This is a genomic window from Okeania sp. SIO3B5 (assembly GCF_010692555.1).
GTDB lineage: Bacteria > Cyanobacteriota > Cyanobacteriia > Cyanobacteriales > Microcoleaceae > Okeania.
The window spans coordinates 1-14,516 of record NZ_JAAHHG010000236.1; the positions used below are offsets into that span (position 1 = coordinate 1).

Here is a 14,516-nt window from a genome sequence, read left to right on the forward strand (position 1 = left end):
AAAAAGGAAATTTTTTTTATAGTTAAATTTTTTAAAATTAAATCGGCAAGCCTAATTTATAAGAATTAAATATTAAGAATATCAAAAAAAAAAAGGTATGAAAAAGCCAGGGTTAGAGTAGCTAAATTCCATGCCAAGCTGAAAGATACGCTTGACAGATTTTCTACATAAATTATCTACTGAAATAATTCGTGAAAACCAAACAGTTGTTTTAGAAGATTTAAACGTTTCTGGTATGGTGAAAAACCGTAAACTATCTAGAGCAATTTCAGATTTAGGCTGGAGAATTTTCAGAACATTCCTAGAAGGAAAAGCAGAAAAATATGGTCGCGATTTCAGAGTAATTAGTCGCCCTTGAACCCACATCTCAAACTTGCTCTAGCTGTGGATTCAAAGGTGGAAAGTTAGACCTTCAAGTGCGAGAATGGGAGTGTCTAAACTGTGGCAGCAAACACGATAGGGACGAAAACGCAGCGATAAATATATTAGTCGCTCCTTGGGCATTCGGAGACAAAAAAGCGCACCGAACCCGCGCCGCCGAAAGGCGCAAGGGAACGCGGAGCAAGAAACGGACGTGGAGGCAAGTGTAAGACTAGCGCCAAGGTAGCAGCAGCCTGTGAGACGTCAACCCGCCGAAGAGCTAAGGCTCGGTAGGAATCCCCGTGCCTAACAGCCGGGGAGGATGTCAACGAGTCTCCGCTGAAGCTCAGTATTCAAGCAGAGGGACTGACTGCAACTTCCGGATGGACAAATCCTCGTTTAGATAACTCAGCCGATCCTAATCCAGATGATTCTGTCCTAGAATTTAGTTTTGACGCTGATAAACCATCAGATGTTAGTCTTCCACGCTTAACGCCAATTATGGCTACTGTGGACTTTACACCAACCAATGGTGCAGATTCGGTAATTGTTTCGGCCCGCATTAATTCCATTACTGTTCATGCTGGTGAGTTTATCGCACCTGGCCAGGCAAGCTCTCAACCTACAACACTGGCAGTAGGAGAAGAAGAATCTCAAGCCACAACATATGCCTATGGAGAGGAAGAACCAAGTACACGAGCATACGGAGAGGAAGGCCCTCAACCAACGACATTGGCATATGGAGAAGAAGGTTCTCAACCAACGACATTGGCATATGGAGAAGAAGGTTCTCAACCAACGACATTGGCATATGGAGAGGAAGAATCTCAAGCCACCACATTGGCAGTAGGAGAGGAACAACCTCCTCAACCAACAACATATGCATATGGAGAAGAAGGTTCTCAACCAACGACATTGGCATATGGAGAAGAAGAATCTCAAGCAACTACATTGGCAGTAGGAGAGGAACAACCTCCTCAAGCAACTACATTGGCAGTAGGATTTGATTACAAATGAAGGTGAGGAATTGGGCAAATATTCTGCGGGAAGTGCAATTGCGAAGCCAGTTGCAGGGGGTGATTTTTGTTATTCCCTAGAACAATTGTATTCTTCTATCCAATTTCGGAATGGTTGTGCAGCAATGCCAGCTATTATCCAAAATCGATTAGTCGCTCCAGAAATTCGGATATATATAGTAGGAAATTATGCCTTTGCTTTTGAAATTCGTAGTCAGCATCTAGATTATCGGGTTCAACCAGATGCGGAAGTTATTCCTCTCGCAACATTGCCAGATGAAGTGGAGTTATTACGAAAGTTGATGGCAAGTTTAAGGATGGATTTTGGAGCTGCTGACTTCAAAACAGATCCAAAAACGAAGCAACTTGTATTTTTAGAACTGAATAGTTCACCTATGTTTGTTAGGTTCGATCAAGTGCTCAAGGGATCGTTATGTGAGGCGATGATTCAGACCTTGCTCGGATAGGATTTTCATAAACATCTCCAGAAAAGTTTCTCAAACCCTATAAATAAGTTAAAATTTAGATAAACAAAAAAAAGCTGACGGCTGATAGCTAATAACTAGGGCTTGCTGATTAAATATCAAAGCATTGACTGATATTGGTTTTAGCTGTTTTAGGTTGAAAAAAGTGCGTCTGTTTTCGGTAAAGATTGCTCAAAACACTAGCATTTTGTGCAAGAGTTGGGCAGAAAAATTAAGGGACAAAACTTAGCTCCTACCTCCTCTACATTACCATTTCTCCTGTCTCCTATCTCCTGTCTCCTGTCTCCTGTCTCCTGTCTCCTACCCCAGCAAAAAGACTTTTTCAGCAAACCCTAACTAATTACTATAAAAAACTGTGAACTCAATAGAATCTTTCTTAAAACGCTTTGAACACTTTGGTGTTGAGTTTGGTCTGGAACGCATCTACCAACTCTTAGATAACTTAGGAAACCCTCATCAACAAGTACCAATTATTCACGTTGCGGGGACAAATGGTAAAGGTTCTGTCTGTGCTTACTTATCTTCGATCCTCACAGCAGCAGGATATAAAGTTGGACGTTACACTTCACCTCATCTGGTAGACTGGACAGAACGTATTTGCCTTAACGAACAACAAATTTCTCCTGCTAAATTAGAAGAGTTATTAAAAGAAGTAGAAGCAGCTATTAATCCAGAGCAAGCTTCACCCACTCTGTTTGAAGTTATTACTACAGCAGCTTGGTTGTATTTTGCTCAACAAGAAGTAGATGTAGCGGTTGTAGAAGTGGGGTTGGGAGGAAGACTAGATGCCACAAATGTTTGTCAGCAACCAATGGTAACTGTTATTACTTCAATTAGTTGGGAACATTGGCAAAGGTTAGGTCCAACTTTGGCTGATATTGCTGGTGAAAAAGCGGGTATTCTTAAACCAGGATGTCCTGCAATAATTGGGCAACTACCACCAGAGGCAGAAAAAGTAGTACAAAACCGGGTTAATGACTTGGAGTGTCCTGTAGTTTGGGTAAAACCTGCTGAATTATTAGAGGGGAGTAGAGAAAATGATTCTCTGCCAATGGCTAATTATCAAGGTATTGAATATCCACTGCCATTACTTGGAGATGTACAGTTGATAAATTCAGCGATCGCCATTGAGACAATTCATATTCTGGAAAAACAGGGTTGGCAGATTTTTCCCACAGCAATTAAAGAGGGGATGGCTAATACTAAATGGCCCGGGCGTTTGCAATGGACAAAATGGCAAGACCGTAAATTATTGATTGATGGTGCTCATAATACTGCTGCTGCCCAAGTATTAGGGAGATATGTCAGGACACTGAATTACCCATCTGTAAGTTGGGTTATGGGTATGCTTTCAACTAAGGAACATTCAGAAATTTTTCGTGCCCTGATTAGACCGGGCGATCGTTTGTACTTAGTTCCTGTCCCAGACCATAGTTCGGCTGATACGGGCCAGCTTACTACTATAGCTAAGAATATTTGCACAAAATTAGCATCTTGTCAAGCTTACCCCAATTTAACAACGGCGATGGAAGAGGCTGTGGCTGAAAGTAAAAATCCGATGGTTTTATGTGGTTCTCTATATTTATTAGGACATTTTCTAGCAACTAGCAGGAACTAAAGACCCTACGACTGAAATTTCTGTTTTTGTGTTTGCTAAATACAGGTATTTATGAATAACTGCCTCAATTTTTTCTAAGTTTACTGGTTTATTTATAAATTCAGAACACCCTACAAACTGAGCGCGAACTCGATCGATGACACTACCTCTTCCAGTGAGAATTACTATAGGAGTATTTTTTAAATGAGGTACTCTACGAAGTTGGCTGCAAATTTCATAGCCATTAGCAATAGGCATTTCTATGTCTAAAAATATTAAATCTGGTTTTGTTTTTATGAGAGTAGACACAGCCAATGAAGACTTTTGAATGCCTATAAATTGATAGCCTTTTTTTGTAATAATTTTTCCCATAACTTGATTAACTATGGAGGAATCATCAATACAAGCTACTAATTTTTTCTGGTTCTTGATAATAGTTTCTGGCAGTTGTGAATTTTTTGTTTGAATCTCTTTTGCTTGCCTGTTTAGTGCATCAATTTTCACTACAGATAATGCAGGTATATCGGGTACATCAGTTAATTGAATTATTTCTTTACTCACATAATTCATAAATATTTTAGTTAACTTTAATAAATCCATATCTAAGTAAAAAGCTAAATCTCGTAGTGTTAGTTTTTTACTAATTAACATCTGCAATTTTTGGTATGTCAAAGCTGATGTATATTTTTGTAAGAGTTCGGGTTTACTCAATACAGGAGCTAAGTTGGGAGAATACTTTTGTAAATTTGCCTCGCACCAAGCTTGCCATATTGGCTTAACTTTTTCAAAAGCTTCATAGATACTCAAGCGAAAAATTGGTTGTTTCATTTCCGCTTGTAGATGACAAGTGAGAGAGGTAATTTTTAAAGTATTTAAATGATCTTGCTGAATTAAATCAAACAATACTTCTATCAGGGTGTTTTTAATTACATATATAGCTCGTGAAAGTGATATTTTTTCTTGTTTTAGTAGATTATTAACTATGTAATATTGACGGCTTTCACAAACATCGTATTTATATAAACTAAGAGTTTCTAGAGAAATGCGGGGGCAACATTTAGTACAATTTCTGCGCCATCTTCGCCAGGAATTACTACCACCTGTCGCCCAAGTTATACAACCCCTATAAAAATATAATTGCCATACTTGTCCATCCGTATTTTGAAGTTCTACCTTACCACTAAATTGTTTAGGTATTAAACGGATTAAATGTTTAAAAAATCTAGCTGTAGTTGGTTTTGTTGTCATAGTCATTTTTAAATACTCCATCTATGCAATCCTGAGTTCTGTATTCTTGATTTTTCTAAATGTTATATTAATTTTATTTGAGTTGCTTCAAAAATATGGTTACTTTTAGGCAACAGGTTATTTCAGTTATCAGTTATCAGTTATCAGTTAACAGTTAGCCCCAGAAGGTTGTAACTGAAGGGCTTTAATATCCGTAATTTCACTTACAGCAGTTTTGGAGTTGATGAGGTACGAAGTTTTAAGAGTTTAGAAATTATAGATATGAGATTTTAGTATTAAACTGTTCTTTACCCTTCCTCAAAAGTTCTGTAAATTGATGAGAAATTCTGATGAATTTCTCAAAAGCTTTGTAGCTATTTCCCAGATAAAATCAAATAACCATCAATTTCATTTCATTTTACTGAGAAAGTTGATTATTATCTTCTGTTTTTTCACTGATAATTTTCACTAATTTTCAATAATTTTCACTAATTTTTATTAAATTTTGATGTCATCCCTGATTTAAAAACTGGTAAAATTATTTCAAATTTAGATTTAAGTTTTATTTATTGCAATGAATATACAAGTAAAATAGCATTTTTTATTTCCATGGTCATAGTTTTATGTTGAAGTTTAGTTAATTGGCTTAATCAATTTAAAAAAACTCTATATGGACAGAATAATATAATTAGGGTTTGCGCTCAAAAGTCTTTTAGTAGGAGTAGGAGACAGGAGACAGGAGACAGAAGACAGAATAAATGGGAATGAGCGAGGAGGTAGGAGTAAGAATTTTTCCAAGATTGTTCTGCCCAAATATTGACCAAAATCCGCTCTTTTTTGAACCATTACTACTTAAAACTCGCACTTTTTGATACTTAAAAAGGCACTTACCTTTATCTATAAATACTTTTATATTTAATCAGCAAGCCCTAATTAGTACCCCGATTCAGCTAACATTTTAAAAATAGATTTATTACAAAAATAACCAGTATGAAGATAGAAAGGAGAAGTAGAAGAAAAAAAAGGGAATTTTAAAGATGTCAGAACTTACGCAAAGGCACTATTTATAGAGTCCAAGTACTATTGGACAATAGTTTTGAGCGCTATATATAGCGTATATGCGTAAGTCCTAGATGTAGTATTTAATTTTGCAGAAAATATATTTATGGAGCTTTCAGTCAGGAATACTTGGTAAGCATTCAGCACTCAGAAGTCAGCTATTTGTGATTAACTCATTATCATAACGTAAGCATTCAGCACTCAGCCATCAGCTATCAGCTATTGATTTATTACTTTTTTAATAGGAATTAGTATTGATAGATCTAAGGAGAATTAAAAGTATTGAAAAAAAACTGACCTTGACTATGGAGACAGTATATTCATTATTTATGAAACATCTAAAAGTTGAGTGCTAATAGCTGAATGGTTACATCATAACTATAGCAATCCTAAATAGGTTACGACAAATCAAAAAGTAGATAAAAAAACTGAAACTCTTACCTGTTCCCTGTTCCCTATTCCCTATTCCCTGTTCCCTATTCCCTATTCCCTATTCCCTAAAAAGCAGTAAGATTTTTGACACGAATAAAATAGGATTCCTATAGAGAGGAATTATCAGAGGAATTATCCACCAAGGAGAATTAAAATTCATTAATGAAATTGGCTATAGCCTAACTTCAGTTATTGCTTGAATATGTTCATAAGTTCATAAATCTGAATGCTAGTGCAGGATGGCAGAAATAACTAACCAGTTACAAAATCCGAAAAGCCTTACCAATCAATACTTTTGACTTTTGACTTTTGACTTTTGATTTCCGCGTAGCGGCACTAGCTAGCTGAATGCTTACTTAATTTTTTTTTGAATATTATAATTTTTTTATCTAGAAATAATCTTTTCATCAAAAAAATAAATAGTCTATGAAGCGCTAAACAATTGAAATACTTCAATAGTTGATTTGAAGTTAAACGTAAGCATTCAGCAGTCAGCCATCAGCTATTGATTTTAGTTTAGGATAAAAGCTTTATTAATTGTCTGATGACAAAAGTTGACTCCCTTGCTCTTAAAGTATATATTAATCCTATTTTATTTGTGTATAAAAATCTTACTGTTTTTAGGAAACAGGGAACAGGTAAAAGTTTCAGTTTTTTTTATCTACTTTTTGATTACCCGCAACCAATTTAGGATTGCTATATATTAATTTAAACACTGTATTAAGAAGAGAGTATTGTTACTGATAACTGACAGCTAATAGCTGTTTGTGCAACAGTCCGTAGGAAATGCTTACAGTTAAACTGTAGACTTACCTGTTATATTAATAATGAGAAATCAAGACTCTTAAAAAACTTTTCTCTTTATCAAAATAACATGAGTCTAACAACCCCGCCTTTTAAGGCGCAATATTTTTGGAGAGTTGCTCAAATCCCCTACTTCCTCTCCCCTCCTGGGAGGGGTTAGGGGTGGGTTAACTTCTGACTTCTGACTTCTGACTTCTGACTTCGTTAAGTCTTCTTCCTATATTCCTGATAAATTATCCCATTCAAATGCTGCATCAGCGATCGCCTTTTCAACAGTTTTTTCTGCCAACATAGCTGCCTGTAAATTTCGAGAAATAATCTGTTTCAACTTATTCAAATTTTTAACTGGTGGAAGTAAAACTTCTGCTTTAAGCATTTGATCGGCACTAATAATTCGAGCCTTATCTTGAGTAGAAGCATTAGAAGGAAGACTTTGAAAATAATTATTTTCTAAAGTCTGAGTTATAGAAGGTAGAACATTAGTCTCTTGAGTAAAAGCCGTTTGATTTTGATTGTTAGTAATAAACAAAGCAAATTTCAGCGCTCGGTCTGGTAGTTTAGTATTACTAGAAATAGCTAAATTCATTAGCATCATACTCTTTTTACCAGTTTCACCTGTAATTTGAGATACAGGTTTTGAGACTTGTCCAATCTCTGGTGTATCTTCAGATATTGCCTCGATCGCTTCCGATCCAGAAAACAACATAGCTATTTCTCCAGCTTGATATAAATCAACACCAGCTTGACTTCCTTTTGTCAATACTTCCTTTGGTAATAGTCCATCTTGATATAAATCAACCCAATACTTAAATACTGCCCGACCAGTTTTAGTATTAAAAGCAGCCTTTCCATCAACATCTATCAGTGTCACTCCCATCTTGCCAAAAGATTCTAATACCTCTGACAATTCTTCTGGTAGAAAAGAAATAAAAAATGCGTACTTATCAGTTTTTTCCTTAATCTGTTTAGCCACCTCTGCTAACTCTGAATAATTTTTGGGAGGTTGCTCTAGTCCTGCTTGTTGAAATAGCTGAGAATTATAAATAGTTATATTTGTTGTAGCATACCAGGGGATACCAAAACTTTTACCATTAATTTTACTAGCTTGCCAAAGGTTAGGTAAATATTGATTTTTTACCGAATCTGATAATATAGTATCCAAATTTAACCAGGCATTAGTTTCAGTCAATAGATATCCAAAACTTGAGTTAAGATTAACTACATCTGGAAGATTTTTTGCCAAAATAGCACTCTGAGTTTTCTTTTCCATCACTGACCAAGGTATATCTATCCATCGTACTGATAAATCTGGATTATCATTTTCAAAATCAGTAATCAATTGATTAAAATAATTCGTAAATTGAGGTTGAAGCTGTATCGTCCAAAACTTAATTTCTTGAGTATTTAAGTTAGTAGGAGAGAGAGTAGTGCAACTAATCAAAAATGTTAAAATTAGTCCGAATGTAGCAAATAACCTAAACCGATTCCATTTAACGATGTAAAACATTTTATAAAATTAAAAAAGTATCTGAAATATAGTTATTTTAGTCAACTTCTGCGGGTTGAAGCCACGCAGCTTGGATAACCCAATATCCGACTAAGAGTTGGCTAGACCATGGAGCCAAAAGCGATAACACTTCTGGGTATTTCCCTAGCTCAGATTATCTGTTGGCCTTTTTGGGTAAAGGCACTGCGTTATTGCAGGACACAACGCTTTTGGTGGTCTTAGGGACATACAACTTTCTCGAAAAGGATTATCTCTGATGATTCGAGTACCAGTACAAAATCCTGATGGCTCTCCTGTAATGCCTACAAAAGCATCGCGGGCACGTCGTTGGGTTAAACAAGGAAAAGCAACTGAGCATTGGAATGATGCGGGTTTGTATTATGTCCGGCTAGTAGCTGAACCGTCGTTTGCCTGTGAAACTCAGAAAATAACAGTTGGTTGCGACCCTGGCAAAAACTATACAGGGATTGCAGTCCAGTCGGCCAAATTCACTCTTTATACCGCTCATTTAGTTTTGCCGTTTGAGCGAGTCAAAGAACGACTTGGCTCTACTGTGATTAAGCAAGGAAAAGTTATCAAAAATGTCAGAGGTAGAGCATTGCAACGCCGAATACGACGTGGCAGGAGGATTAATAGAAAAGTACCTTTTAACCAGCGTGCCCATCGACAAAAACGATTCGATAATCGCCGTCAAAAAGGTAAATTGGCTCCATCTATTCGAGCATCTAGGCAAATGGAAATTAGGATAATAACAGAGTTGTCCAAAGTTTTTCCTATTACCACGATTGTTTACGAACTGGTTAAAGCCGATGTAGATTTAACTAGCGGCAGGAAAAAAGCGCGTTCGGGTAAAGGGTTTTCTCCAGTTATGATTGGGCAAAGTTGGTGTGTAGAAAAACTCAAATCTATTGCCTCAGTGAAGACCGTCTATGGCTGGCAGAAAAATCACAATGGAACCAGTCAAATTCGTAAACATTTAGGATTGGAGAAAATCAAAGATAAAAGAGCTCAAGTGCCCGAATCTCATGCAGTTGATGGTATAGCTTTGGCGGCCAGTGAATTTGTCCGACATGGGGTAACTCCCAAGAAAAACTACGACATTTATAGTTGGAAAGGTTCAGTTAACATTACTCCTTCCATTTTTCGAGTAATAACTAGACCTGCTTATTTTCGTCGTGCATTACACTTTGATAATGCAGAAAAAGGCGGTATTCGTAAACGCAAAGGTGGAACAATTACTCCTTTTAAACTTCGGTATGGGGATAAAGTTATTGCTGAGAAAGCAGGAAAAACTTACAGCGGATGGATTGGTGGTTTTACTGACGCTCAAACCAAAAATATCAGCGTTTATGACCACAATTGGAAACGAATTGGGCAATTTTCTCCTAAAAAAGTACAACTGATTCGTAGGTCTAATAAATTGTGTGTTGTTTAACAATCCTTGCGGTTGAAACCGCCGTTCGCTTTTCCTCCACCCTTAAAAATAGGTGGATTCCAGGCTCTCGATTACTTTTCTTGAAGTTATGAGAGATTGTGCACTTTGAATAACTAGGTACTGAATACATATAAGAGATACCCGCATAACTAAAGCAGAGAAAAATCATCATCCTGTGAAGCACTAAAAAAAGGCGTTGCTGAATACTGAGATGATTTCGGCTGACATGGGGACACGGGGAGATGGGGATTATGGTTTCTGCTCTCTGACAAAATCATCCCGCAATTATGCAATGCCAAAAAAATGAAGTGGCGACACCGAAAAATTTTTACCCCATCAACAGTATCGCTATATTTACAAATCCAGAAAAATATCATTGTGTGAAGCTTAAAAAAAACGGCAAGGTATTTCCCCTTGCATCTCCCAAAAAATCATGATATTATTTTATTATTGGGTGTAGTTCGCCCTTGTGCATGACTTTTTATTCAACCCCGAAACAGGATTTCGTAACTGAATACATATCAGAGATACCCAAATAACCAAAGCACAGAAAAATCATCATTCTGTGAAGCACTAAAAATTTTCACCCCATAAACAGTATCAATATATTTACTCATATAGAAGCGATGTAGCTACCGCTAGGCTTCGCCAACGTTATATTAACAAATCCAGACAATTATCATTGTGTGAAGCTCAAAAAAAGCGGCAAGGTATTTCCCCTTGCATCCCCAAAAAAATCGTGATAGTATTTTATTATTGGGGTTAACTCGCCCTTACGCATGACTTTTTATTCAACCCCAAAACAGAATTTCGTAACTGAATACATATTCAGAGATACCCAAATAACCAAAGCACAGAAAAATTATCATCCTGTGAAGCACTAAAAATTTTCACCCCATCAACAATATCAATATATTTACTCATCATAGAAGCGATGTAGCTACCGCTAGGCTTCGCCAACGCTATATTCATAAATCCAGAAAATTATCATTGTGTGAAGCTCAAAAAAAATGGCAAGGTATTTCCCCTTGCATCTCCAAAAAAATCGTGATAGTATTTTATTATTGGGGGTAACTCGCCCTTACGCATGACTTTTTATTCAACCTCAAAACTGAACACATATCAGAGATACCCCCATAACCAAAGTACAGAAAAATCATCATTCTGTGAAGCACTAAAAAGAGATGACCTCTTAAACCACATAATTGGGAGATAAAATTTCAATACCGAACCACTTACTGATAACTGTTAAATTGCCTCATCATACACCATTTAATTGATTCAAAACAGCCATAATTTATAGCTCTAATTAGGGAAAATTAAAAAAACACATTTTTATTAAATTAAAATCAGGAAAACCATGGTTAATTACTTAAAAAACTTATTAAAAAAAAAGCAACCAGGAATAGGAGTAGAGATAGGCCCAGAAAGAATAAATATTGCTGAAATTCGTAAACAAGGAGACAAATTAAAGTTAGTAACCCTTGCCACAGCAGAAGTACCAGAAGATGTATTTTTAGAAGGTCAAATAGTTGATGCCCCTACAGTATCAGAACTAATAGAGTCAATTATAGAAGAAAACAATATAAAAACCAGAAGAGTAGCAACAGCAATTCCAGGCAGAGAAGCAGTAACTCGTGTAATTCCCGTCCCAGCAGAATTAAACGACCAAGAATTGCAAGACTATATGAATCAAGAAGCAGGTTTATACTTACCATTTCCCAGAGAAGAAGCAGATGTAGACTACCAAAAATTAGGAATAATAGTCGATCCAAATGATGATTTAGAAAAAGTACAAGTAGCCTTAGTAGCAACAAGAAAAGAAGTAACAGATAGCTACATAGAAGTATTCACCCAAGCAGGATTAGCAATAGACGTTTTAGAAGTAAGTAACTTTGCCTTAATCCGAACAGTAAAAGACATACTTCAACAATATGGACCCCAAGAAGCAACAGTAATAGCAGATTTAGAATTTGACAGTACTGAACTTGCTATCGTAGTAGATGGAGTACCTCAATTTAACCGGACAATTCCCATTGGTACTTATCAAATGCAATCTTCCTTAAACGAAGCAATGAACTTACCTCCAACCAGAGATACTACCGAACTACTAGGAATGACCGTTCCAGTATTAGATACAATGGGAGTCACAGGAAACGAACCAAACCCCGGAACTAACGCCTTACTAAAAGTATTAGCAGAACTAGGGGATGAACTACGACGCTCAATAGATTTTTATCTCAATCAATTTGAAGATTTGGAGGTGGCACAATTATTATTAACAGGATCGGGTGCAGCAATAGGACAAATAGATGACTTTTTTATGCAACGTTTAAGTTTACCTGCATCTAAAGTCGATCCAATAGAAACTTTAGCCCTAGAAATAGAACAAGAAATTCCACCAGAACAACGTTCCAGTCTAGGAGTGGTATTAGGTTTAGGATTAAGAGAGGTTTAAATTAACTATGTATGGCTTAGATATAAATTTTCTAAATGACCGCCCAGAATATAAAAAAGATATTCCCAAACCAGCAAGTGGTGGGGGACCATCACTAGAAGACCCCAGACCAATTCTGATTGGGGCAGCAGTAGCAGTGGCAGTGAATGGCCTTGTTGCTGGTGGATGGTTCTATCTCAATCAAGTAAACACCAAATTACAGGCAGACCTAGACAAATTAAATGGCGAATTGAGCAAACTAAACGCCCAAATTAAAGATATAGAAGCAATTAAAGAAAAAACTAAAACATTTAAAGCAGAAGCAAAAGCCTTAGCAACAGTTTTTGACCAAATTAAACCATGGTCCGCTTTATTGGGAGAATTTGGCACCCTAATACCTCGTGGCGTAAAAATAGCTAGTATCGAACAAAAAGAACCAAAAATAGTTGCTCCAGCAGCATCAAAAAAGCCAAAAGAGGATAAAAAAGAAGAGGCAGCAGCACCCCCAAAACCAACAGCAACTGTATCATTTTCTGGCACTGCAGATTCTTATGGGCAAGTCAATGACTTTTTATTGCTACTGCAAAATTCTCCCTTTTTTCAAGTAGAAAAAACCAAACTAATTAGTGCTACGAAAAAAGCCAATCCAACCAGACTAGAATTACAAGAATCTAGGTCAGTTTTAGCTCCAGATATACCAGAATTACCAGAAGTAGTTGAATATAAAATAGAAACAAATCTCAGCCCTTTAGGCGCATCAGAATTATTGCCTCAATTAAAAAGTCAAGGAGCAATTGGATTAGTAGATAGAATAGAAATATTAACAGAAAAAGGAGTATTTTAAAAATGGTAGTAGCAAATGAATGGAATCCAGAATTTGAAGAACAAGATGAAGTAGGGGGTCCGAAAATATTCGGTATCTCACTCAAAGACCCCAGATTTCTCGGAGCAGTTATTGGCATTGTGGGGTTAGGAGCAGCAGGATTTTTAGGATATAGTCAGCTCAAACCAGCCATTGAAAAAAGTGCTGCATTAAGAACAGAAATACAAACAGCACAAAACACTATAAAAGAACAGAAAAAACAAATAAAAGAACGACCAAAAGCAGAAGCAGAAATGGTGGAAGCTGAAAAACAAAGAGAAGACGTAACCAGCTTATTTGCCAGTGAAAAAACCATGAAAACTCTGCTGTACGATATGAATAAGCTGATCGATCAAATTAATACAGGTATTAGCGATGAAGACCGACAGGCAAAAATGATTAAATTTCAACCAGTAGAGTCAAAAGATGGCAACTATATAGTTAATGATAATTCATTAGGACCACTGGTAAATGGTAAATTAAAGCGACGAGAATTCAAAGTAGAATATGAAGGAACTTATGCCCAAACAAGAGCCTTTATGATTGCTTTGGAGCGAATGCAAACATTACTGGTAGTAAAAAACTTAAGAACTAAACTAGAGCAAGGAAATCAAATTATCGAAGTTGAATGGAGACAAAACAGATTTGTACCAGTCAGCCAACCAGAAAGTAGACTCAGAACATCCTTTGATATGCACGCCCTGTTGGCCTTAAGTGAACAAGAATCATTGGCTAAACCAGAATCGGCCAAACCAGAAGATTGACGAAGTCAGAAGTCAGAAGTCAGAAGTCAGAAGTTAACCAACCCCTCGCCCCTCCCCAACCCACCCCCGCCCCTCCCAGGAGGGGAGCGAGGAGGGGAAGTAGGGGATTTGAGCAACTCTCCAAAAATATTACGCCTTAAAAGGCGAGGTTGTGCGACCCAATATTATTTTGATAAGAAAATAAAAATTAACATAATTTACCAAGTATTATGGTATAATTTATCGTTATATTTATGTAAATTTGACAGTCAGTTCTTGGAAGGGTGGGGTTCAATAATTAATAATTAGGGCTTGCTGAAAAAGTCTTATGGGTGAGGGTAGGAGACAGCTATACTGGAGACAGGAGACAGGAGACAGGAGAAATGGGTACTTATAGAAGGTAGGAGCTAAGTTTTGCAAGAATGATTTTTCTGCCTAACTATGAGCCTAAAATACTAACTTTTTGAGGGTTTTAGACATGATACCAGGCACTTTTTTAGACCCCAAAAAGGCTAAAATCTTTATCTGTAAATACTTTTAGATTTAATCAGC

General features: G+C 36.7%; 12 protein-coding genes. 9 read left to right on the forward strand and 3 right to left on the reverse strand.

Features of this window, described 5'->3' with window-relative positions; translation table 11 throughout:
- Positions 1–151 precede the first annotated feature (151 nt).
- From F6K54_RS43190 to F6K54_RS25625, 5 genes are all read left to right on the forward strand, one after another.
- Positions 152–358 (forward strand): transposase, encoded by a 207-nt coding sequence (locus F6K54_RS43190; RefSeq protein WP_366558236.1) that lies wholly within the window; start codon positions 152–154, stop codon positions 356–358.
- Between the two features lie 58 nt (positions 359–416).
- Positions 417–590, forward strand: coding sequence for a zinc ribbon domain-containing protein (locus F6K54_RS43195; protein WP_366558237.1), 174 nt, complete (start codon positions 417–419; stop codon positions 588–590).
- A gap of 271 nt (positions 591–861) precedes the next feature.
- The gene (locus F6K54_RS25615; RefSeq protein WP_293083748.1) at positions 862–1,377 is read left to right on the forward strand and encodes a hypothetical protein; all 516 of its coding nucleotides are present in this window, start codon (positions 862–864) and stop codon (positions 1,375–1,377) included.
- Positions 1,364–1,843 (forward strand): hypothetical protein, encoded by a 480-nt coding sequence (locus tag F6K54_RS25620; protein ID WP_293083751.1) that lies wholly within the window; start codon positions 1,364–1,366, stop codon positions 1,841–1,843. The genes F6K54_RS25615 and F6K54_RS25620 overlap by 14 nt, the downstream gene beginning before the upstream one ends.
- A 373-nt stretch (positions 1,844–2,216) precedes the next feature.
- Positions 2,217–3,479, forward strand: coding sequence for a folylpolyglutamate synthase/dihydrofolate synthase family protein (locus tag F6K54_RS25625; protein WP_293083754.1), 1,263 nt, complete (start codon positions 2,217–2,219; stop codon positions 3,477–3,479).
- On the opposite strand, the gene F6K54_RS25630 is transcribed toward F6K54_RS25625, so the two are convergent.
- A complete protein-coding gene (locus tag F6K54_RS25630) occupies positions 3,459–4,712 on the reverse strand; it encodes a response regulator (RefSeq protein ID WP_293083757.1) in 1,254 nt (417 codons plus the stop codon). The genes F6K54_RS25625 and F6K54_RS25630 overlap by 21 nt on opposite strands.
- 2,485 nt (positions 4,713–7,197) lie before the next feature.
- Positions 7,198–8,487, reverse strand: a complete 1,290-nt coding sequence (locus F6K54_RS25635) for a sugar ABC transporter substrate-binding protein (RefSeq protein ID WP_293083760.1) — start codon at positions 8,485–8,487, stop codon at positions 7,198–7,200.
- Between the two features lie 256 nt (positions 8,488–8,743).
- Between F6K54_RS25635 and F6K54_RS25640 the strand changes: the two genes are divergently transcribed.
- On the forward strand, positions 8,744–9,922 hold the full coding sequence (locus F6K54_RS25640; RefSeq protein WP_293083763.1) for an RRXRR domain-containing protein: 1,179 nt from the start codon (positions 8,744–8,746) through the stop codon (positions 9,920–9,922).
- Positions 9,923–10,750: 828 nt separating this feature from the next.
- On the opposite strand, the gene F6K54_RS25645 is transcribed toward F6K54_RS25640, so the two are convergent.
- Positions 10,751–10,894, reverse strand: coding sequence for a hypothetical protein (locus F6K54_RS25645; RefSeq protein WP_293083765.1), 144 nt, complete (start codon positions 10,892–10,894; stop codon positions 10,751–10,753).
- A gap of 388 nt (positions 10,895–11,282) precedes the next feature.
- On the opposite strand from F6K54_RS25645, the gene pilM reads away from it, so the two are divergent.
- The 3 genes from pilM to F6K54_RS25660 are packed head-to-tail and all read left to right on the forward strand — an operon-like array spanning position 11,283 to position 13,985.
- Complete coding sequence (pilM, locus tag F6K54_RS25650) at positions 11,283–12,380, forward strand: type IV pilus assembly protein PilM (RefSeq protein WP_293083768.1); 1,098 nt, start codon at positions 11,283–11,285, stop codon at positions 12,378–12,380.
- Positions 12,381–12,387: 7 nt separating this feature from the next.
- Positions 12,388–13,203 carry a PilN domain-containing protein gene (locus F6K54_RS25655; protein ID WP_293083771.1) on the forward strand — a complete coding sequence of 272 codons (816 nt, stop codon included), beginning with the start codon at positions 12,388–12,390 and terminating at the stop codon, positions 13,201–13,203.
- 2 nt (positions 13,204–13,205) lie between these two features.
- Positions 13,206–13,985: a pilus assembly protein PilO gene (locus F6K54_RS25660; protein WP_293083773.1), complete on the forward strand. Its 780-nt coding sequence runs from the start codon at positions 13,206–13,208 to the stop codon at positions 13,983–13,985.
- Positions 13,986–14,516: the final 531 nt, after the last annotated feature.